20 protein-coding genes and 1 pseudogene are annotated in these 22037 nt (G+C 47.6%); 12 read left to right on the forward strand and 9 right to left on the reverse strand.

The annotated features are described in order from the left end of the window. Positions 1-17: 17 nt before the first annotated feature. Positions 18-857 (forward strand): ParB/RepB/Spo0J family partition protein, encoded by an 840-nt coding sequence (locus AAW31_RS08275; RefSeq protein WP_046849875.1) that lies wholly within the window; start codon positions 18-20, stop codon positions 855-857. 58 nt (positions 858-915) lie between these two features. Further along, positions 916-1884 (forward strand): ADP-ribosylglycohydrolase family protein, encoded by a 969-nt coding sequence (locus AAW31_RS08280; protein WP_046849876.1) that lies wholly within the window; start codon positions 916-918, stop codon positions 1882-1884. Positions 1885-2096: 212 nt separating this feature from the next. Here AAW31_RS08280 and AAW31_RS23575 read toward each other — a convergent pair. Next, positions 2097-2192 (reverse strand): annotated as a pseudogene (locus AAW31_RS23575) (hypothetical protein); the annotation flags it as partial. 889 nt (positions 2193-3081) lie between these two features. Here AAW31_RS23575 and AAW31_RS08285 point away from each other — a divergent pair. The 4 genes from AAW31_RS08285 (at position 3082) to AAW31_RS08300 (ending at position 6915) form a co-directional block, all read left to right on the forward strand. Further along, entirely contained in the window at positions 3082-4032 is a 951-nt protein-coding gene (locus tag AAW31_RS08285) for an HpcH/HpaI aldolase/citrate lyase family protein (RefSeq protein WP_046849877.1), read from the forward strand. Positions 4033-4078: 46 nt separating this feature from the next. After that, positions 4079-5260, forward strand: a complete 1182-nt coding sequence (locus AAW31_RS08290; RefSeq protein WP_046849878.1) for a malate--CoA ligase subunit beta — start codon at positions 4079-4081, stop codon at positions 5258-5260. An 11-nt stretch (positions 5261-5271) separates the two neighbouring features. Beyond that, entirely contained in the window at positions 5272-6159 is an 888-nt protein-coding gene (gene sucD, locus AAW31_RS08295; RefSeq protein WP_046849879.1) for a succinate--CoA ligase subunit alpha, read from the forward strand. A gap of 141 nt (positions 6160-6300) precedes the next feature. Then, a complete protein-coding gene (locus AAW31_RS08300) occupies positions 6301-6915 on the forward strand; it encodes a YqhA family protein (protein WP_046851622.1) in 615 nt (204 codons plus the stop codon). Here the strand turns inward: AAW31_RS08300 and pncC are convergent. The 7 genes from pncC to AAW31_RS08335 all read right to left on the reverse strand — a co-directional run bounded on the left by pncC (position 6904) and on the right by AAW31_RS08335 (position 11883). Further along, complete coding sequence (pncC, locus tag AAW31_RS08305; protein ID WP_187426894.1) at positions 6904-7416, reverse strand: nicotinamide-nucleotide amidase; 513 nt, start codon at positions 7414-7416, stop codon at positions 6904-6906. The genes AAW31_RS08300 and pncC overlap by 12 nt on opposite strands. A gap of 144 nt (positions 7417-7560) precedes the next feature. Then, on the reverse strand, positions 7561-8106 hold the full coding sequence (locus AAW31_RS08310) for a phosphatidylglycerophosphatase A family protein (protein ID WP_046849880.1): 546 nt from the start codon (positions 8104-8106) through the stop codon (positions 7561-7563). After that, entirely contained in the window at positions 8087-9058 is a 972-nt protein-coding gene (gene thiL, locus AAW31_RS08315; RefSeq protein WP_046849881.1) for a thiamine-phosphate kinase, read from the reverse strand. Before thiL ends, AAW31_RS08310 begins: the two co-directional genes overlap by 20 nt. 60 nt (positions 9059-9118) lie before the next feature. Beyond that, positions 9119-9616 carry a transcription antitermination factor NusB gene (gene nusB, locus AAW31_RS08320; RefSeq protein ID WP_046849882.1) on the reverse strand — a complete coding sequence of 166 codons (498 nt, stop codon included), beginning with the start codon at positions 9614-9616 and terminating at the stop codon, positions 9119-9121. 10 nt (positions 9617-9626) lie between these two features. Then, a complete protein-coding gene (gene ribH, locus AAW31_RS08325) occupies positions 9627-10106 on the reverse strand; it encodes a 6,7-dimethyl-8-ribityllumazine synthase (RefSeq protein ID WP_046849883.1) in 480 nt (159 codons plus the stop codon). A gap of 51 nt (positions 10107-10157) precedes the next feature. Then, on the reverse strand, positions 10158-11273 hold the full coding sequence (gene ribBA, locus AAW31_RS08330) for a bifunctional 3,4-dihydroxy-2-butanone-4-phosphate synthase/GTP cyclohydrolase II (protein ID WP_046849884.1): 1116 nt from the start codon (positions 11271-11273) through the stop codon (positions 10158-10160). A 10-nt stretch (positions 11274-11283) separates the two neighbouring features. Continuing rightward, positions 11284-11883: a riboflavin synthase gene (locus AAW31_RS08335; protein ID WP_046849885.1), complete on the reverse strand. Its 600-nt coding sequence runs from the start codon at positions 11881-11883 to the stop codon at positions 11284-11286. A 472-nt stretch (positions 11884-12355) separates the two neighbouring features. Between AAW31_RS08335 and AAW31_RS08340 the strand changes: the two genes are divergently transcribed. From AAW31_RS08340 to AAW31_RS08360, 5 genes are all read left to right on the forward strand, one after another. Continuing rightward, positions 12356-13030 carry a hypothetical protein gene (locus tag AAW31_RS08340; RefSeq protein ID WP_046849886.1) on the forward strand — a complete coding sequence of 225 codons (675 nt, stop codon included), beginning with the start codon at positions 12356-12358 and terminating at the stop codon, positions 13028-13030. Positions 13031-13056: 26 nt separating this feature from the next. Continuing rightward, positions 13057-14367, forward strand: a complete 1311-nt coding sequence (locus tag AAW31_RS08345; protein ID WP_046849887.1) for a hypothetical protein — start codon at positions 13057-13059, stop codon at positions 14365-14367. A gap of 56 nt (positions 14368-14423) precedes the next feature. Further along, positions 14424-16268: a hypothetical protein gene (locus tag AAW31_RS08350; protein WP_052752154.1), complete on the forward strand. Its 1845-nt coding sequence runs from the start codon at positions 14424-14426 to the stop codon at positions 16266-16268. A 35-nt stretch (positions 16269-16303) separates the two neighbouring features. Continuing rightward, positions 16304-17659, forward strand: a complete 1356-nt coding sequence (locus AAW31_RS08355) for a peptidoglycan-binding domain-containing protein (RefSeq protein ID WP_046849888.1) — start codon at positions 16304-16306, stop codon at positions 17657-17659. 558 nt (positions 17660-18217) lie between these two features. Next, positions 18218-21166: a peptidoglycan-binding domain-containing protein gene (locus AAW31_RS08360; protein ID WP_158441451.1), complete on the forward strand. Its 2949-nt coding sequence runs from the start codon at positions 18218-18220 to the stop codon at positions 21164-21166. Between the two features lie 86 nt (positions 21167-21252). On the opposite strand, the gene AAW31_RS21275 is transcribed toward AAW31_RS08360, so the two are convergent. Continuing rightward, a complete protein-coding gene (locus tag AAW31_RS21275; protein ID WP_158441453.1) occupies positions 21253-21399 on the reverse strand; it encodes a hypothetical protein in 147 nt (48 codons plus the stop codon). Positions 21400-21794: 395 nt separating this feature from the next. Between AAW31_RS21275 and AAW31_RS08370 the strand changes: the two genes are divergently transcribed. After that, positions 21795-22034 (forward strand): hypothetical protein, encoded by a 240-nt coding sequence (locus tag AAW31_RS08370; protein WP_046849891.1) that lies wholly within the window; start codon positions 21795-21797, stop codon positions 22032-22034. Positions 22035-22037 lie beyond the last annotated feature (3 nt).

Consider the following 22037-nt stretch of genomic DNA (forward strand, 5'->3'; position numbering starts at 1 on the left):
CAGGTAATCAAGAGCAAATGGCTAAGGTAAAAGGTCTGGGAAGAGGACTAGACGCATTATTATCAAGTGATCACAACGATCATACGTTAGCAGAATCGTTGCAGCATTTGGATATCAGTTTGTTGCAGCCGGGTAAATATCAACCCCGTACCAGCATGGATCAAACCTCTCTGATGGAATTATCCGAATCCATCAAGGTGCAAGGGGTAATACAGCCCATTCTGGTTCGGCCGGTAACTGCCGAACGTTATGAAATCATTGCAGGCGAGCGTCGCTGGCGTGCCGCGCAGCTGGCTGGACTGACTCAGGTGCCTGTCATCATACGTGAAGTACCGGATGAATCAGCGCTGGCAATGTCTCTGATTGAGAATATCCAGCGTGAGAATCTGAACCCGTTAGAAGCTGCCACTGGCATCCAGCGTCTCATCAAAGAGTTTGGCATGACCCATCAAACCGCGGGTGAGGCACTGGGAAGTTCGCGCAGCGCAATTTCAAATTTACTACGGCTGCTTAATCTGGCTGAGCCTGTGCAAGAATTAATGTTACAGGGGAACATCGATATGGGGCATGGCCGTGCGCTGCTTGTCTTACCTGCTGCGAAACAAGTTGAAATCGCCCATCTAATTGTTCACAAGCAATTGTCAGTACGTGAAACTGAAAATCTGATCAAACGCATCGAGCAGGATCCGGCAGAAAAAATGGTCAAGCAAGACCGTGACTTGCTACGCTTGCAGGAAGACATTTCTTCCAGGCTGGGCGCCAATGTCGTCATCAAGCCTGGAAAACGTGGAGCAGGCAATCTGGTTATCCACTATACCAGTTTGGAGCAATTGGATGGCATTCTCTCTAAATTCTAAAAGATCGCCTAGATTTCTTGCTAAAGATAAAACATTAAACTCATCTGGAGCCTAATAAGTGAATACGCACATTCTCATCAACCCTGACGTTGCTGCCATCCTCGGCGCCCTCGTTGCGGATGCAGCATCACTTGGCCTGCACTGGTTGTATGATCCAGTGCGTATTGCAGAAATAGAAAAGGATGCAGAGTTAGTATTTCGCCAACCCCATGCTGCCGATTATGCCGGATCAAGCGGTTTTTTTGCACATGGCAGCAGGCAGGTAGGAGAGTCCTCAGGTTATGGAGAAGTATGCCTGCTAATGCTGAAACACTTGGCAAAACACGGTGAATTCAATCGTGCCGCTTACCAGCTCGAATTTCGTACGCATTTTGGACCTGGTGGTGAATATGTCGGGTATATCGATTCACCTACTCGCCAGACCCTACGGATTTTATTATCGCTTGATACCGCCAGCTTTCCGGAAATATCCGGTGCAGATGATGATCAAATGCCCGCACTCGCTGCTATTCCCGCACTGGTTGCTACGCACCATGGAGCATACGATGCGCTCATGCAGCGTGTTAAAGAAGTGGTACGCATTACCAATAACAATGAAATCGCCGTTTCCGCAGCGTGCTGTGCGGCAACTGCATTGCAAGGCATATTGAGTGGCAAATCAATGACTCAGGCTTTGACTGATGCTCTCGCTGTTGCCGGGGAAGTATTGAAGCCCACGTTGGAGCAGGCACTTGCTATGGAGGCGCTGGATAGCCTATCTGCCGCAAAGTCCTTTGGTTCAGCCTGTCATGTCACGGAAGGGCTTCCCCTTGTCTTTCATATCGCCAGGCATGCGCCGGATTATACTACTGCGATCAAAGCCAATATCCGAGCAGGTGGAGACAGCTGCGGACGCGCCATTATGCTCGGGGCATTGGTCGCCGCGCATCAGGCCAAACAACAAAACCTGGCCTCTTCCATTCCATTATATTGGCTGGCGCGCTTTCGCAAATTGGCGATAGCGGCTGAGGCTTGTGAGAGGATTTAATTGCCTGATAATAGCCTCCAAAGTGGATCAGTATAAATTTTTCAATTTTCAATCAAATATATGCGAAAGCGAGCCGCAGGCAGTATAAATTATACGGTAAGGGGAATCGACAAAGTTTAAAAAAAGGAAATAGCTGGCTTTCAAAGCAATGTTTTTGAGTAGGTAGTGGCATTATTATCTACGGAAGCTTGTGAGCATCGGTACTTATGTTGCTAGGACTTCTTTAATCTGTGCTCCTTTTGTGACCAGAGAATTGGCTCAAGATCATAATTCTCCAAAGCATCAATTACTGCCTGCGAAACAGTAGTATTGCTCTCATTTCATTCCAATTCAAACCGTCATCGCAGTTTCCTCCTCACCCCATATAATGAGACACCTCCTAGAGATGCTAGGGGTGGCACTTAGCAGAGATAACTGAATAAGCATGCAGCAGGCCAATATTCCGCATCGCGGCATTCTACCGCGAGATTTTTCTGCGCCCAAATTTCGTGATGTTTCACGCTAATGATCATGAGAGCATTGCTTCGCCCCGGATGATAAAAGATAAAACGGTGCGGTGTGCAGTTGTCAGAAGCCGTTCAAGTTTTTGGAGGTTTGACTCCGCACGCTAATGTGGCTCAAGCGATCAACTCGCTCCAAATTGTTGCCATAGAGCACCCATAGTAAAAAGGTCGCTTTTTCCATCACAGGATTGCAGGCAATTTGGTCACTTGACAGCAAATGTGCGCCGTAATAATGCAGTACTTGTGTTAGTCATCTTTCCTATCCATACTTTTTTATGGATCGGAGGTGTTTTGTCTTTTATCTATGTTCTTTCATAGTAAACCTGACTTTCTCGGCTTGTCCTTGATATATTATTGATACAGTCTGTGGCTCGCCTTCGCATATATTTGATTGGAAATGGAATAACATGATCTGCTTCTCCTTTCAAATTTACTGCTTGAAACTCAAATCCAACCCCAACCCCAGCCAGTGGTATAATTACACTTAAATCAAATAACTATACAATCTGCTTGGCCGGAAATATCAGCTTGAACGTGCAAACATCGTTAGAAACCAATACAGCCATTAACCTGCTTTACGCCCACCGTCGCTTGCTTCAAAAGAAAAAATTCTAAATATGCTTCATCACTTCCACTTCCTTTTTTTGATTCAGCGCTACAGATTTACCGATTTATATTATTTATTGGAGGAGAAATGAGTCACACATTGTATGAAACCAAGATTCAGCGCGTGCAACGTTGCGAACTGGCCGTGCCAGGTTCACGTCCGGAAATGTTTGAAAAGGCACTGAAGAGCGGGGTGGATTTTATCTTTCTGGATCTGGAGGATGCGGTTGCGCCTGATGATAAAATACAGGCCCGTAAAAATATCATTCAGGCAATCAACGATCTGGACTGGAAAGGGCATGGCATCACGCTGTCAGTGCGCATCAATGGCCTGGATACGCAATACATGGTACGCGATGTGGTTGATCTGGTTGAGCAGGCCGGCAACAAAATCGACACCATTCTGATTCCCAAAGTGGGGGTTTACGCAGATGTTTACATGGTTGAGGCGATGCTTAATCAGTTGGAAATGCAGCAAGGGCTGAAAAACAGAATCGGCATTGAGGCCTTGATTGAAACCGCTTTAGGTATGGCTAATGTCGAGGATATCGCGCGCAATGGCACTTGTGGACGGTTGGAGGCGCTGCATTTTGGTGTGGCTGATTATGCAGCCAGCAATCGCGCGCGCACTACCAATATCGGCGGACTAAACCCGGATTATCCTGGCGATCAATGGCATGCCGCCATCAGTCGCATGACCGTGGCTTGTCGTGCTTTTGGCTTACGACCCATCGATGGGCCATTTGGTGATATTCAGGATCCTGAAGGTTATAAGCAAGCTGCTAAACGGGCAGCTGCTCTTGGTTGCGAGGGGAAATGGGCGATTCATCCGAGCCAAATTGCATTGGCTAACGAGGTATTTACGCCGCCTCCAGCTGAAATTGAGAAAGCCAAGCGCATTCTGGCGGCATTGAAAGAAGCAGCGGCGCAAGGTAAAGGTGCTGCTTCACTTGACGGCCGCTTAATCGATGCCGCCTCAGAAAGAATGGCTAACAATATTGTGAAAGCTGCTGAGGCCATTGCTGCCAAAAACAAATAATCAGAAGGCAGGTTTTTGAACAGTTTTTAAATAGAAGGGGTAGGCATTGGATATTCATGAGTATCAGGCAAAAGAAATTCTGGCGGAATATGGTATCAAGATAGCCGAAGGTGGCTTGGCATATACGGTGGAAGAAGCAGTACAGCGCAGTCGGGAAATCGACGGGAACGTTTGGGTGGTTAAGGCACAGATTCATTCAGGTGCACGCGGTAAAGCTGGCGGCATCAAAGTATGTAAAACCAATGATGAAGTGGAGGCAGCAGCCGAAGCGCTTTTGGGCAGGAAGTTGGTAACTCACCAGACCGGTCCAGCGGGTAAGTTATGTACTCGGCTTTATGTCGAAGCAGGAACGGATATTGACCGAGAACTCTACCTATCTTTTATGATAGATCGCAGCCATGAGCGCGTCATTATGGTCGGATCTGCACAAGGCGGGATGGATATTGAGCATCTTGCTGCCACTAATCCTAAAGCCATCATTAAAATTTATATAGAACCAGCAGTAGGGTTGCAGGATTTTCAAGCACGTACCATGGCTTTTGCCTTAGGGCTCGGAGAAGACTTGCTCAACCATGCGATTAAAACTATCAAGGGATGTTATCGTGCTTTACGTGATATGGATGTCAATATTTTGGAAATCAATCCGCTGGTCGTGACTAAAACTAACGAGCTAATTGCGTTGGATGCAAAAATGAGTTTCGATGAGAATGCTTTATTCCGTCGTCATCGAATTGCCGAATTACGCGATACAACCCAAATTGATTCGCGCGAGGTTGCCGCGGCAGAGGTTGGTCTGAGCTATGTAGGATTGGATGGTGATATTGGCTGCATGATCAATGGTGCTGGCTTGGCGATGGCCACCATGGACATGATCAAGCTGGCAGGCGGTGAACCTGCCAATTTTCTGGATGTTGGTGGAGGCGCATCAGCTGAGCGGACAGAAAAAGCATTCCGTTTGGTACTGGCTGATGCAGGTGTCAAAGCCATGCTGGTCAATATTTTTGCTGGAATCAATCGCTGTGACTGGATTGCAGAAGGCGTCGTGCAAGCGGTTAAAAATATCGATATGAAAGTGCCATTAGTGGTACGTCTATCTGGGACAAACGTCGAAGAAGGTCGCAAAATCATTGCCGACAGTGGTTTGCCGATCATTACCGCGGAAACATTGGCGGAGGCAGCAGAAAGAGTCGTTCAGGCACGCAACGAAGTGGTGGCAAAACAAGGTTAAGGGAGAACAGAGTGGCCATTTTAATTAACGAAAATACGCGCATTATTGTACAGGGGTTTACCGGTAGAATTGGTAGCTTTCATGCGCAGGAAATGATCGAATATGGATCGAAAGTAGTCGGCGGCGTTACCCCAGGTAAGGGTGGAAAAACGCATTTGGGGCTGCCGGTTTTCAATACTGTGAGAGAAGCCGTTGAACAAGTCGGCGCCGAAGCGAGCATTGTGTTTGTACCATCGGCATTTGCCGCTGATTCGATCATGGAAGCAGCTGACGCGGGTATCAAGTATTGTGTTTCTATCACAGATGGTATCCCGACGCAGGATATGATGACGGTTAAGAGTTTTTTGCGCCGTTTTCCCAAAGAGCAAAGAATGATGCTGACAGGGCCGAATTGTTCAGGCACGATTAGCCCGGAGCGCGCGATGCTAGGTATCATGCCTGGTCATATTTATAAACGTGGGAATGTTGGCATCGTTGGTCGTTCAGGTACGTTGGGCTATGAAGCTGCCGACCAAATGCGGCGGCTGGGGATCGGTATTTCGACCTCTGTCGGCATTGGTGGTGATCCAATCATCGGAAGCTCGCATCGTGATGTGTTAGAAAAGCTGGAGCAGGATCCTGAAACTAAAATAGCGCTGATGATTGGTGAAATTGGTGGACCGCAGGAAGTGGAAGCGGGTATTTTCGCTAAAGAGAATATGAGCAAACCATTAGTCGCCTATATTGCCGGATTGACGGCTCCTCCCGGTCGGCGTATGGGGCATGCGGGCGCAATCATTTCTTCTGCGGGTGAAAGTGCTGCAGAAAAAGTAGAACGGCTGAAAGAGCTGAATGTCACTATCTGCCCAACGCCATCCTTGATGGGACAAACGGTGGCCTCGGTATTGGCTAAATTGTAAGTCAAATATTATTTCTTCAGTTTACTGGCCAGCTTTGCCATGACTGTGTGATAAGTCTGGCCAATTTCCTTGAATCTGTTATCAGTACTTATACAATAAATGCACGCTATCGTGCGCAAAATTGAAGTAATTTCTGAAGTTATGGACATTAATCAAAAGACTGACAAGAAAAGAATCTCAACAATAGCCCGCTTTCTCTTTTTATCGCGCTGGCTGCAGCTACCGCTTTATCTAGGGTTAGTACTGGCACAATGTATCTATGTATTTCATTTCTGGGTAGAATTGATCGATCTGTTAGGCGCTATCATGGGTGATAAAGAATCACTAAAGCATATTGTGCATATCGTTTCGCATGAAGATGGTGACGGACCAATGAAAATTACTGAAACAGCAATTATGCTGGTGGTATTGGGCTTGATAGATGTCGTGATGATTTCCAATCTACTGATTATGGTCATTATTGGCGGATATGAAACATTTGTTTCACGCATGAATCTGGAAGGTCATCCCGATCAACCTGAATGGCTGTCACATGTCAATGCCTCGGTATTAAAGATCAAGCTCGCCACCGCCATTATCGGTATATCGTCTATTCATCTGCTCAAAACCTTTATCAATGCCGGTGCGTATGATGAAAAGACATTAATCGCTCAAACAGGTATTCATATTACCTTCCTGATATCCGCAATTGCGATTGCCTTTACAGATCGCCTCATGTCTGCAACGGTACACGCTAGCACAGAATCAAGCGAGTGAAGGAGGAATGTCTTTTAATAGTTTAAGAATACCCTGTAAGGCGGTCCCAACAGCTTGCCGCCTTACTGCTTCACGATTTCCTGAGAAAAAATGAGTTTTGCTGTGTGCGAACCCTTGTCTAGATGCCCAAGCAAAGCACACCATCCCGACCGGCTTTTCCTCCGACCCCCCTGTCGGGCCGGCAACGCCCGTTACCGCCACGGCTAGCTGAGCATCACTCATTTTAATAGCGCCTGCTGCCATTTCTTGTGCGGTTTGTTCGGATACTGCGCCATATTGAGTCAGCGTGGCAGACTGCACTCCGAGCATTTGTTGCTTAGCGTGGTTACTATAAGTAACAAAACCCCGATCATACCAGGCTGAACTTCCTGTTACGGCAGTTACCGCTTGGCCTATCCAACCCCCTGTGCATGATTCTGCACTAGCCAGCATAAAGCCTCTTTCAGCAAGTGCCTTGCCTAACTGCTGGGCATAAGTTAGCAGCATTTGATCATCAATCATAACATCACCTCTAGAGTTACCTCGCGGACGAATCGCAGCCCTGCGTTTCACCTATTTTAAACATGACAAGCAGGTGAGGTGCAAAGTTTAATAAGTCATACCGTAAAGGAAAACGGTAGAATCAGGTTTGATTTAGAAACAGAATTAGAAGTAACTTTCAAATAATACCAGTGACTTCCAGCCAGAAAGACAAAGTAAGGTATAGAATGCTGCCAGTAAATCATCAAACATCACACCGAATCCACCGTGTAACTTGCGCTCAAAATATTTGATAGGAGGAGGTTTTAGTATGTCAAAAAAACGAAATAATATAAATGCAGCGCTATACCATAGCACATGATCGGGAATGAAATAAAGCACCAGCATGAAAGCTACGATTTCATCCCATACCATACCTGAATGATCCGGTGCGCCCAATACTTTGCCAGTAATACTACACGCCCAGATACCTAAAATAAACAGTATATCGATAACGAGTAACAGTGTGATCGGTTCGAACCACGAATTCAGAGACCAGAATAATGGAAAAGCAATGAGTGTTCCAAACGTGCCAGGCGCCCACGGGATTAATCCTACTCCAGCACCAAATGCGACAAAGTGGGCAAAGCGGCTATGAACAAACGCTAAATCAGGCTGCAAACGGGGGAGTTTGATGTCAGATTGATAAGGTTCAGGTAAGGAAGTGGTCATAGCCTTTTTTCTCGTATGTGATCGAATTACCGTTTGCATCCAGAAGGAGCAACCCTTCGCCTTGGGATATTTTACCAATGCGGCTAAGGGGAAGAGCCAATTCCTGGGATAGCTGCATTATTTCTGCAAATTTTATCTCGGGTGCAGTAAAACAGAGTTCATAATCATCTCCCCCTGCGAGTAAACAGTCAACTGCAAGAGGTAAAGATAAGTATTTTTGCATGACCCATGAGCATGCTATTTTTTCTACCTGGAGCGTGGCGGCCACATGGGAGCATTCCAGGATATGCCCAAGATCAGCCAGCAATCCGTCGGAAACATCGATAGCGCTATGCGCAAGATTAATTAACCGCTGCCCGAGTTCGACGCGTGCGTTAGGCAGATCAAGTGCAGGTAAACATACCGCCAGTTCTGCTGGAGCCAAAGTGATGCGTTGTTGCAGATGAGCCAGTGCTAAGGCAGCATTACCTAAATGCCCCGAAATCCAGATATCATCTCCTGCTATTGCTCCATTTCTTCGCAAAGCTTTATGTTTGGGGACTTCTCCTATGATTTGTATACCGATATTAAGCGGGCCACAGGTAGTGTCACCACCAATGAGTTCCACTTGGTATTTGCTGGCTAATGTAAAGAAGCCCTCTGTAAACGCTTCCAGCCAGCCGCTATTCATGTTGACCAAATTGGCAGGTAATGTCAGCGAGAGTGTGCTCCAACGCGGAATAGCCCCCATTGCTGCCATATCAGAGAGATTGACTGCTAGCGCTTTATGACCGAGTTTATAAGGATCAGCATCGGCGAAGAAATGCTGATCGACTACCAGCGTATCAGTAGAAATAGCTAAATCAATCGTCGCGGTGTAGGGAATGAGCGCAGCATCATCGCCTATGCCAAGGATCGCCAGCGGAGTTGGTCGTGTGAAATAGCGACGAATAATATCAAACTCGGAACTCACGATTAGGCTATGGAATGGAAATAATCATGAAGGATATATCAGACAACTAGCAGAACGTAGCTATGACGCCGGTTCAATTTTTTTCTTGGCCGCCGACTGAATTTCAATGGTACGTAATTGTGCTGCGAGCTTATCCAGCACTCCATTCACATATTTGTAGCCGTCGGTTCCCCCATATGTTTTGGCGAGCTCTATGGCTTCGTTGATAATGGCACGATAAGGAATTTCCAGATGATAAATGAGCTCATAGGTACTGAGTAAAAGAATAGAAGACTCAATAGGGCTGAGATCGGTCAGAGAACGATCAAGACAGGGTTGTATATGTTGTTCCAGCGTGGTTGCGTTTTTAAGTACACCACGCAGTAACTCGCAAAAAAAAGATTCATCTATTTTGTGAAAAAGGCTGGTATCACGTAATTGTGCCTCAATGAAACTGGCATCGCTGCCAGCAACCCGCCATTGGTAAATACCTTGTAGCACGAGTTCGCGCGAAAGATGACGACGTTTCTTGTATTTAAAGCCAGATTTTGAATGTGAAGTTGATTGTGCAGCAGCCATGAACGAGTTTTTAGGTGATTTCATCAAATTTTGCCAGAAGATTGGCCATTTCAATCGCTGCGCGTGCAGCTTCTATTCCTTTTTGCGTCATGCGGGCAAGCGCTTGATCATCGTTGTCAGTCGTAAGAATGCCATTTGCCACAGGAATATCCGTATCGAGTTGCACGGTGATTAAGCCTCTGGCTGATTCATTGGCGACGATTTCAAAATGATAGGTATCGCCCCGTATGACTGCTCCTAATGCAATCAAGGCATCAAACTGATCGGATAAGGCCATTTTTTGTAAGGCGAGCGGGATTTCCAATGCACCAGGTACCGTAGCTAATAATATATTGGATTCTTGAACACCCTGCTTAGTTAATTCAGTAATACACGCGCCAAGTAGTCCTTCTGCTATTTCAATGTTAAAGCGGCTCATTATGATGCCGATGCGAAGTTCGGTTCCAGTGAGCGTAGTTTCAACTTCTAGGATATTGTCATAATACGCCATGCTAACTCCAATAAGGCTACTAATAGTAAAAAAAATAGAATAGGATGGATTTTATTGTAAAGCAGTTAGTTTATTACGAGTTTCCAGATATCCCGTCACTTCCAGGCCAAAACCCGTCATGCTGGGCATTTTGCGGGGCGTTGCAAGCAAACGCATCTTACCTACGCCGAGATCTTTCAGAATTTGGGCACCAATGCCATGATCACGTAAATCTGTCTTGGGCTGATCATGGTAATGTGCTTTGCTTTGCAGAAGACGTTCTGTCAAGACGGCGGCATCTCCTTTACGATGAAGCAGTACGATAACACCTTGCCCCGCCTCAGCAATGGCACGCATGGCATCATTGATGCTCCAGGAATGCGTACGATCATTGATATCCAGCACATCGATGACAGATAAAGGTTCATGCACGCGGACGAGCGCCTCTCTATCAGGATGAAGTATGCCTTTTACCAACGCAAGGTGGATAGTATTAGCCATTTTATCATGGTAAGCAATCAGATGAAATTCGCCATAAATAGTTTGAATGGATCGTTCCGCCACGCGTGTAACCAAGCTTTCGGTGAGACTCCGATAATGAATGAGATCCGCAATAGTGCCAATTTTGAGTTGATGCTTGGCAGCAAATTCAATAAGATCCGGGAGCCGCGCCATTTCACCATTCTCTTTCAGAATTTCACAGATGACGGCAGCAGGGGTCAATCCTGCCATATGCGCCAGATCGCACCCTGCTTCAGTATGACCGGCGCGTACCAATACACCTCCTTTCTGGGCCTTGAGCGGAAAAATATGACCTGGCTGAATGATATCTTCGGGCTTGGCATCTGCTTTAACAGCAGCTTGAATGGTACGCGCGCGATCAGCGGCAGAAATGCCTGTCGTGACTCCGTTTGCCGCCTCAATAGAAACGGTAAAGTTGGTGCCATGCGCTGAATAGTTAGCTGAAACCATCATGGGCAACTGGAGTTGATGGCAGCGTTCTTCGGTCAGTGTTAAACAGACCAGTCCGCGGCCATATTTAACCATAAAGTTGATCGCTTCTGCTGTCACAAAATCAGCAGCCAAAACCAGATCACCCTCATTTTCACGGTCTTCTTCGTCGATGAGAATGACCATTTTCCCAGTTTTGAAATCTGCAATGATTTCATCGGTCGTGCAAATTGCCATAGTTATTTAATTATCTTCCAGAAGAGAATTCCATCAGACGCGCTACATAGCGTGCCAGCATGTCCGATTCTAAATTTAATTGTTCACCCGGTTTAAGATGTTTCAGGTTTGTTTCAGCTAGTGTATGGGGAATGAGATTGATTTCCAAAATATCGTCACAGATACGATTAACGGTCAAACTGACCCCATTGACCGTAATCGATCCTTTTACTACCATATATTTTAACAGTGATGGCGGGGATTTGATTGCCAGCAGATAATTTTCTCCCACTTGCTCGAATTTCCTTACTTCACCGATCCCATCCACATGGCCACTGACCAGGTGACCGCCTAATCGATCCGTTAAGCGCATAGCCTTTTCCAGATTAACATAATTACTTACTCTATTCAGGCCAAATGTACAATGCAACGTTTCCTCGGATACATCGACTGTAAAAAGATGGTTAGTTAATGAAGTTACTGTCAGACACACACCATTCACTGCAATACTGTCACCCACTTTGACATCACTCATCTCGAGCTTGCCTGGCGCAATTTGCAGGCTGATTGCATTCGATTTCTGGGTAAGTTGTTTAATTTCTCCGATTGCTTCGATGATTCCTGTAAACATTTTTATTTTCCTAACATTGAGAAGCCATCGCCTTGATTATGCTTCTTGGCGACGCAATCACCAGCATACGCCATCCTGAAAGTTTTTTTCAATTCAAATTGCCCAGAACATACGGCTAGCACCAGCTTTATTAATGCTAACGGCTTTTGCCGAAATGTTTTTCGTTTCCGCGGACCATTTTATTCCTTTTGGCGAAGCTAGCTTCGCCAAATTTCACGGTTCCTTTTCGATGTGATGCCTCAGATCGGTTAATTATTTCATCATAGTTTCAACCTATTAGGTAATTTTTAAACCAAGTGCTCTGGCACCAAGCATTTCTGGCACGATCCTTGCGCATATCTATTTGAAGGCAACCAAAGTTGAACAGGCTGACCTGACGAGAATGAAACCCAACACGTTAACGCAAAACCTGATGACTGATTTGATCATAACCCGATGCGTAATGAGGACCTAAAAATTGGAGGACTAAGCCATGCATGATATTGATCGCACAATGATGGAGTATGAGCCAGAGATGGAATATGAGCCAGAGATGGAATCTGAGACTGGTTATGAGTTCGGTGAATTTGAATATGCTGATATGGAAGGAGTACTTGATGAAGCCGAGGAAATGGATTTGGCGGCGGAGTTGCTAGGTGTGACAGATGAAGCAGAACTCGATCAATTTTTCGGAAAGTTGTTCAAAAAAATCGGAAGCAAAGTAGGTAGGTATATTAAATCTCCAACCGGCATCACACTGAAGGGCATTCTGAAGAGCGCTGCGCAGAAAGCACTGCCAATGCTAGGCACAGCGATTGGTGGTCCCGTAGGCGGTGCGCTGGCCAGTCAATTGGCAGAAGCTGGAAACGAAATCTATGGTATGGAGCTGGAAGGACTAAGCGAAGAAGATCAGGAGTTTGAAATGGCAAAACAGTTCGTACGCTTTGCCAGTACGGCGGCGGAGCAAGCGGCCGGTGCCCCTCCCCATATCGAATCAAAAGTAGCGGCAAAATCTGCCGCGATAACATCAGCCCAGCAGCATGCACCCGGCCTGTTACGCCCTGCCCCTTCTGCTACCGCCATGTCTACTATGTCGCTGCCGGGTAGTGGTCGCAGTGGGCGTTGGGTCAAACGGGGCAGCAAGATCATTCTGTACGGCGTCAAGTAGTCATTGCATTAATTGGAGTGTCGCTCATGGTGAACAAACCTGCTTATGTGCGCTGGATGTTGATGCAAGAGGCTCGTGCCATGCTAGTTCGGCTGTCTCAGGTAAAACCGTTTGTATTGACCGAGTCAACTGTGCCGGCGGCAAATGCTTCGTTAGCGGCTCAAAGCGCGATCGATCGCTACCTGATGGCGGGGCGGCATACATTGCGGTTGCAGGTACAAGCCTATTTACACTGGCTGCATGGCCTGGACGACGAGAACACTCATCCAGCTGAGGCGCAGCAACGTTTGAGCTTATTGCGATTACGCTTCAACGCAACGCTTTCACAGCTTGATATTTTTGCAGATGTCTTGACGCAACGCAGCGAATATGAAACTGGTATTAGGTTGGCTGGACTCGATGTCGTGGCCGCAGATGCATTGAGGTTGGAGAATTATTATGTGCCACCCCCCGTGATCTGTTATTTGGATCGTGGCTCGGGTGCGGCGATTCGCCGGGCCAGGACTCGCTTGCCGGGTGGTGGAGAAAATCCGGTGGCCGTGATTCGGGTGCCGCGCGAGCGGATGATTGGTAGTGGCATTGCCTCATCTTTGATCCATGAGGTTGGTCACCAAGCGGCGGCATTGCTGAATCTCACCAACTCCCTTCGGCAGGTATTGCAACAACAGGAGCGTGAGGTCAAGGATAGTATTTGGCGCCACTGGGAACGGTGGATATCGGAAATTGTTGCAGATTTCTGGTCGGTTGCCAGGGTAGGGGTGACTTCAACCCTTGGTTTGATAGGGGTAGTAAGTCTGCCACGGGCTTTTGTCTTTCGCATGAACATGAATGATTCCCATCCTTTTCCCTGGATCCGGGTCATCCTGAGTTGCGCCATGGGTCAGGCACTTTATCCTCATCCACAGTGGCATCGACTGGCTCAACTCTGGAAATCGTTTTATCCAAAGGCAGACTTGGATACGGCCGGTTATACCTTACTTAATCAGCTTGAAGCCGGGATACCTGAGTTCATCGACCTGTTAATTCACCATCAGCCTCGAAGTTTGCATGGCCAGTCACTGATTGAGGTCATGGATAGCGCCAATCGTCAACCTGATCGATTAAATGCTTATTTTGAACACTGGCAGCGGGCACCCGCAGCGATGTATCGCACTGCTCCGACTTTGGTATTTGCGGTGATTGGGCAGGCACGTTCCAATGGCAGGATGAGTCCGGAACAGGAGAGCGCAATTTTGACCAAGCTGCTGACCCATTGGGCAATACGCAGCACATTAAGAACTCATGCAACCTGTGTAATGCCTGAACTAACGCCCCCGATAGTCAAGGTGTCTTCATGAACCTGAGGGTGGCATAGCACAACGGATGCAATTGATTTTAATTGAGGAGAAATATTATGGAAAATGAAAAGGATGACAATGATCTTGGAGAAAATCGCATTCGAATTCACCATTCTACTGGAACATATAGTGATATAGAAGGAGGAAGCGCAATCACGACGCTTATACAAAAAGCGACTGCGTATTTCGATGCAGGTTTCGTTAGGCAGACAAGCACAGCTTTGGAGCCTTCAGCAGGAACGCCAACGGACGACCAGGCACTTTGGGCAGCGATTCGGGATCGTACGAATGCTATTAGCTTTGAGCAATACAATAATTTTATCGAGCGAGTATTTTGTGCCCCCCGCACATCTGACCAGGGCAGAGCAGTATGTTGTCCAGAGTTTGAGGATTCAGGTCCAATAGGGATAGGCTCTACATCGGATAACTGTCGAAATATGCCGTGTAGTACTTCAGATATTGAAGCATCTAATAATTTCGTTAAAACCAGCTCGATCGGATCGCCGTCGATTAATGAAAGGTATGAAGAATTATGCAGGCGACCCGGCATTTATGGCACCGATGCCTATCAGTTATTAAAACTGGCGACACAGGCATTTTTGCTGTTTGAAAGCGGAGTAGTGATTGAAGGAGCAAGAGATCCTGGCAGCGGTCGATTTCTCGTACCTAATTCTTCTGGTCTTCGCGGACGTAAGTGTGATGACAATGTGCCGGTAGAAAAAGAGCGGGGTAACTTAAATGATACTTCTTTTGGAACGCTCCAGAGTACCTTAGAACGTTATCTCACAACCACCTTAGGCGCTAACAGAGCACTACCTTATTTGAAGCGAATCGTCAGTGCTCTTCCTTCATTGAATTTGAGCACTGAAGAGGGACCGCCGTATTGTAATATTATTCTGCAGCATCGGCTTAGCTGCCCGAGCCTCCTGGAGCTCATCTGGTCCTATTGGCACGAGGAAGGCATGCTGGTACAGACAATGAATGCCATTTCCCTGCGATTCCAAAACAAGAAGCGGCACGCAAAGGATCCGCTGGCGAATCTGGCACTTGATTCTTTACGTCCTCTGAATAATATTCTTTGGGGATATATCCAGGATGAGCCTAATCGATTAAGCATACAACGCCGTTGCTACGAATACGACAGTCAATACGGCATTACTCTGGTAGGTAAAGCTGTGCCCAAATTGGAATCTGCCGATAGCCGCTCCCAGTTTATCAAGGCATTTCATAATTTGCTTTATCGTACAGTATTGTTCTACCGTGAAGATGATGATAACACCATCAAAGCCGATGCTTTCTCATTACTCAACGCACTGCGAGAAGTACATATTATCCTGGCGGAGGGAGCAATCAACCAGTTCGGCGATTTGCCATGGACTGCACGCCATGAGATGTTGCTGATGCAATGGATGCTGGCACGGCCCGAAACGAAGGAGTTCTTGCGGGGCCGTTATTCTGTGCCATACCAGGAAACATGGATGGGGGCAGTGGATGATATGAAGCGCTTGCAGGGCTGGTCGGATGTCACCGTCACACATTTCCATGAACTCGCCATAAAAGGGGAACAGATCTTGCTCTCCATCCGCTATGGCGATTGGATTGATATTAATAATCAGGAACAGGCCAGAAATTGGGCGCGTGACTGGCGGCCTGAAATTCAGCGCTATATACATGCCTACTATGCAGTGTCGGGGGTTGATCTAACTTCGGAAACCGTCGATGCCCGCGCAGCGGAAGCGCGTTATGCACAGCCATCTCTATTGCTTCAAAAACGACTCGCGATGCAGCAGCCAAAAAATAGGGTTGCCGGCCCTAATCAGCGTTTGGCAAATAGCCGGCGGACGGGGTATGCACCCTTGACAAACAAAATGGCGAACCGTCTGCGCATTGAGCGAAGCTGATTGCCGCTCAGAGTAAAGTCTGAAGGAGATCAATTATGAAGTATGCATTGAATCTAGAACCCGAAAGCGTAGGCGATGCATCCGAAATGGATGAATTCGAGGATGAGACAATTGATAACTTTTGGGAGCTGCAAGGGAATCCTGGTCATGAGTGTGGAACATGCGCTGAATTCGACACGGAGTTAGGCGAGGCAGAATGGGAGACCGAAATCAGAAGGGGGCAGCGTATGCCTATGCGTCCAACTGGGCTTAGGCCTGCTGCTTACCGAAGACCTGGCCCATCAGGTCAACCTAAACCTCGTGGTAATTATCCGTTTCATAAACACGGGAAATATAGGCGCTGGCCTGCGGGCGTTATAACAGCACCCCATAGTTGCACCTGCCCAGCGCCTAACTGTCCACGGCATGGCAGCGAGTATGTGCGTTGGGTGCAAAACACGTTGAATCAGGTTTTGGGACTGCGGCTCCCGGTTACCGGCATCATGAATCCGGCGGCACGGAGCGCTGTTCGCAGCTTCCAGCAGCGCCAAGGGCTCCCTGTCGATGGCATTGCCGGTCCTGATACAGAACGTGCGCTAATTGCTGTGAGAAGTGGAAAATCGCCCGGCAGTGTTGCTGCAAAACATGCTGAGACAGATATGGTGACACCGCTTGCATCGGCCAAGGTACCACTTACTGCAGAATTCGACTTTGAATTCGAGCGGCCAGAAGCCGCTGGAGAACGTCAGAGGAAGGCCCTGGCTAAGCGCCTACAGAACACACCAGTTGGCCGAGCGCTTACAAAGATGGGAGCAAACATTACCATTGAGAAGGCCCCGCCCTTGCATCCCGCGCATTGGGTACGCGGCCTGAGCGGTTTCGAGGTGCGCTGTGGTGGACAACGAAACATCAATGTCGTGTTTGGGCTGTTTGACCAGCAGAAGAAAATGCTGGCTTGGTACCTGTTTTCTTCGACCGTAGACTTAAGGTCAAAGCTCGCGTGCAAAAGAAGTGGCTCAAGACCGGTCGTGAGACCTTTTGGAGTTGCTAGCGCCGTGGCCACTTTTACTCCCAACCTCCAGAAGAAAAGCCAAATTGACGTGTCTGAATTGGTGCGTGACGCCAAAGGCCCCTCCGCAACAATGTTATTAGACACTAAGATTGATAAGAACCGCATAACTTGCCGCTTGGATAAGCTCAATACTAAATCAAATGGTCTCGTTCACCTAACTTTCGGTTTAATAAAAGTCTCCGAGCCTTCAAGCGCGAATGTAGCCATCCTTGGAAAGCTGTTCTTCCTAGACGTTGAATCCTTTGATGAAGAAAAGTTCAGAGAGCCCCCTGTTTTGGACCCTCGGCGTATATTAGATCCTCAGGCAATAGCCGAGAGGAAAGCCCTATCTCTCTTTTGACTACGGCTTATTTCTTGTGAAAAAAATTGGGATGGGCAATTTTGGTTAGTTACTAGTAAGGATATTCTTTAGGCTGAGTTGGTGTGTCGCGGAGTTCACCAACAACTTGCAAAAAGCCCCGACTTCAAGAATGAAATGGATTAAGAATGAGGCGGCGACAAATATCATGAAAACGTAATTAGCCAGGGGTCCTAAAAATGGAGAACAAAAATGAATGCAAGTGAAATGGGGGCGGAGTGAATTTCATTGCGAGAGGGCGAACGCTATCGAGGAAAACGCATTCTTTGCCAGGAACAACTTACCGGAGGATCGCGAATGGTTGCTGTTTCTAACGCCTTGATGAGGGCGCCCTTGACTCTTCTGTTCTGTGAATAACCGCTGTAAGCCCGGAATAAACGCCAGCACATTGGAAGATAATTATGGAGTTTAGTCATGAGCAATGAATACAGTTTTAAAGAGCAGCCATTTAAGGCTTCTTCCGAATTTGGGGAAGAAGAGAGCGAATTCGATCCAGAGACTTTCGGTGCTGAGCTAACCTACTCCGAATGGAAGGAGGGAATGCGAGGCAGCACGCCCTGGTCGTCCAAGCGCCGTATATGGGGGCATTCATCTCCTCCGTTGTTTGTGGACAAGGTTGAAGGTGAATCTGTCTCCTGTAGCTGCCCCGTGCACGGCACTGCGTTCGTCCGCTGGGTGCAAAGTTCATTGAATCAGGTTTTGGGTCTACGGCTCCCGGTCACCGGTATTATGAACGCGGCGATGCGGAGCGCGTTGCGCCGGTTTCAGCAACAGCGGGGTCTTAGGGCCAACGGCATCGCCGGGTCGGAGACCCGGCGCGCATTGGTCGAAGCAAAGAAATCTGAAAAGGGACAAACCGGCGACTTAACCGACCCGGCCGAATACGCGGAATTATTGGCTGAGGTTAGCGATAATGGAAAAGCAGATGCTTTTGTCGCCGACAAGAACGGAAAAAAATACTTTGACTCATTCCCGCAGCTTGGAAATTTGAAAGTTCAACGAATAACCATCTTGAAACCGCCAAATTTCGAAAATCTCATGGATTTGATGCTGGCATCGAATCAAAAGAACTTTGTGATCGATGCTCATGGGAACCCTAATGGCTTGACTATGCCTTTGGCAAGCGCAACTAGAATATCTGCGACAAAAACTGCCTTATTTATCCTGACAGGAATTGAATATATTCAATCATTGATCCGTACGGCTAAAGAAAGTGACACCTTTTGGGAGCGAGCTTCTGGGATGGATTTGGAGAGGTGGCGGCGGATTGTGGAAGTCATGCATTCCAAAACATGGCAACAGATGATGGCTGGATGGCCGAAGATAACTCCCAAAGTCTCCACAGTGGATGCAGCCAAGAGGATTGTCCAAGCTCGCCTCAACTCACTCGTGGATTCACTATTCCCCGGAAAGGTTGCCAACAAACAAGATCGAGTGAATAGGCTTATCAATAAAATGCTGCGCTTGCAAGCCCAGGGCATTCGTGAAATCCAATTTCGTGCCTGCAACATCGGGAAAGACTCGAATTCACTGTATGAATTTCGGAAGTTTTTTGGAGCTGATCACCTCTGTGCTCCTGATGTGCGTAGTGGCATGGGACCCCTAAGAAGATTTGACATTAGTCGGGGAGCTGTTGATCGATTAGCGCGCAATCGTCGAACCCAAGTATTTAGTATGCCGAGTGGCCGATTGGCCATCCTCATTAATGTCCTGAATCACGAATTTGAAGCATTTTGTGCAGCAGATGCACAGGCAGCCGTGAATGAATGGATTGCCACTCACATCATGGCTCACTCGACTTATCGACGAGGAGCATTTCCAATTCATTTCCTACAAACGCAGCCGCCAGCCTTTCCATTAGATAATGACTATGCGGCTCATATTAAGTGTCGTTCATCTTTCTGGGAAAGTGTCATTCGTAAGAGTGAAAAGCACCAGCAAGAAATCGAGGATTATGACGAACGGGAAGAGAACTGGGCGGTCAAGGAACAGGAAAATGAAAAGTATGGTGAATATATTGGCCAATTGAGCGAAGAGGAATTTGAAGAAGGTGGCACAATACCAGTCCTGTCGCTTGACAAGCTCAAGATCGATGGCCTTCCAGAGATTACTTTGACGTTGGGGGATAGTGGGCAATATCAGGGATTTTTTAGAAAACCTCCATCGTCATACAACGGATCGGTGAAACTAAGCGGAAGGGTTCAAATTGAAAAAGCGGGAACCCGGCGGAACTATGATTACGATCTCGATCGTAGCCAATGGCCTTTGGGTAAGGTGTGGGGTAATGTTGCAATCGGCGGCGCTATCTCTTCAAGTAGCGCAAGTTTCTCTTCTGTCAAGCGCGACGGGGTGTTTACCACATCGACCTGGATCGGCTACAAACCTTACCTGGTTCGTCGTCTCGTAATAAAAGTGATATTAGCGCTGAAAAACGGCAAGAGGTTCGGAGCCAAAGTGGTGGTGGAGCTAATCGATCTGGCCGGGTTCCTATCGATCGTTGACCCCAAGGAAAAGGTCCGCCCTGGATGGCAAACCCACTTGCAGTTTCTAGCCTCGGTGCGAAAGGTTTTTCATGGTAATGCCAGAGAACCACAGTTCATCGGTCCATTCAACTGGATATTGTATCGACATCGGAACGTAGAGCCACTGTTTAAGTTTTGCACTCCCGATGAAGAACGGCTTCAAGCCAAGCCCAAACATTGTAATCCCGCGCAACAAGCCGCAGAAGAACGGCTTCGACTCTACAAAATACTTTATGACAAAGGAGAGTGGCTTGAAATAGGACATGCACTTGCCGGGATTGAAGGCTCGCCAAAACAGGAGCCGAATAAGAATCAGAGTGTTCCAATACCAATCCGGCCGGAACTAATCGTGACTTGGTCAGGCGATTTGGGTAGTGCCTTGCAACGTTATATTCAGCATTTTTGGCTTGCAACAGACAAACACGGGAATCCCATAGACAAAAACGATCCGCTGGATCTGAATTACTATCTTGTGAGGGAAGCGAGCCGATCTGATTTAATTGGAGACATTGATGGAATCAATATCGGGAGTGCCTACGATTCCTCACGTTCTTTAGCAGATAATCTGAATGCCTACTATAGCAAGAAAAGCCTTCGCCGGTTTCACGAGTTTATCGCTAACTCGAAGAACGCGAAGGGGATTGCGGAGTTACCGCTGGAGCCCGGCAAGAAACCTCCCAAGCTCTCCAGACAAGCTCGGCAGACGATTGCTATTCACACCCATGGATATCTCAAATATTTCTGGGTAACAGGCGCACTGTATCACGGCACCGAGCCTGCCAAGCGCAAGCGGGTAGATGACATCATGAGGGTGGATAGCAAGTTGCTTCCCTTATCTGCAGAAATTCAGCAGGTTGCCGATTATTTTGGCCGCTTTCTTGAGGATGGACTTGCGCTGGAGCAAAAACAAGGTATCCAGCCGGAACTTGAAGAATTTGATTCATTTCTTAATGAATTGGGCAAATAGCTCCCGCGGGGTAATATGGAATTGCCATTCAGTCAGACAAGCACCAAATTAACGGCCGCACGCAAGTGATACTGGCTTCGAGACCATCATCGTGTTTCAGTGGCGGCAGCGGGTGGCCATATCGGTTTAGGTACCACCAGCCAATTTGGAGCAGGGCAGGGTGTCGTTGCGATTGCCAATGCTTCGGCCGCCCCGTCCGTGTATCCTGCTGACGGAGGAGTCTTGTTTGTCAAGGACGGCGCGTTCATATACCGAGGGGCTAAGGGAACAGTAACCAGGAGCGCGCCCGCTTAGGTGGTGTGGTAGCTTCATAATAGGGCTTAGTATTTCCATCTCGTGAATGAAATGCAGAAGGCAGCACGCGTTGGAAGATTGAAATGGCTTCGCCACAGCATGTTTACATGAGGTCGTTTCGCAGATTGAGAGGAGAGCAAAAATGACTAGTGATATATTTGGCCGCTTAGTGAGAGCACAATACCTAGTGAGATGAATACCTCATTCGGGCCTCGCATCAGCACTAACCGGTAGGATTTCCACGATGGCATCGACCTGCCGACTGAGCGGTAGCGATCCAAGGGTAGCTAAGAGTCCGGCAATGATTAAAATCGATGAGTGGCGGCGATAGCGATTGCATCTGCTGCGGATTGGTACTCGCGAGAGTACCGGGGTGTTTTATCTGGACAATGATGACGCACTGGAAGAGTATGCACGTCTTAACTGGGATTCGATGGCTATTGAGCTATCGGTTCTGCGGGCTGGAATTGGTCGATCGCCGGCTGGAAAGAGAGCAATTGTACTGATCGATGAGCTGCGGGTGAGCGGATCCTGGATCTCACTGACAGAGTCCCGCGTGGTGGAGCTAAGATAATGC

This window comes from Nitrosomonas communis, assembly GCF_001007935.1.
GTDB classification, from domain to species: domain Bacteria; phylum Pseudomonadota; class Gammaproteobacteria; order Burkholderiales; family Nitrosomonadaceae; genus Nitrosomonas; species Nitrosomonas communis.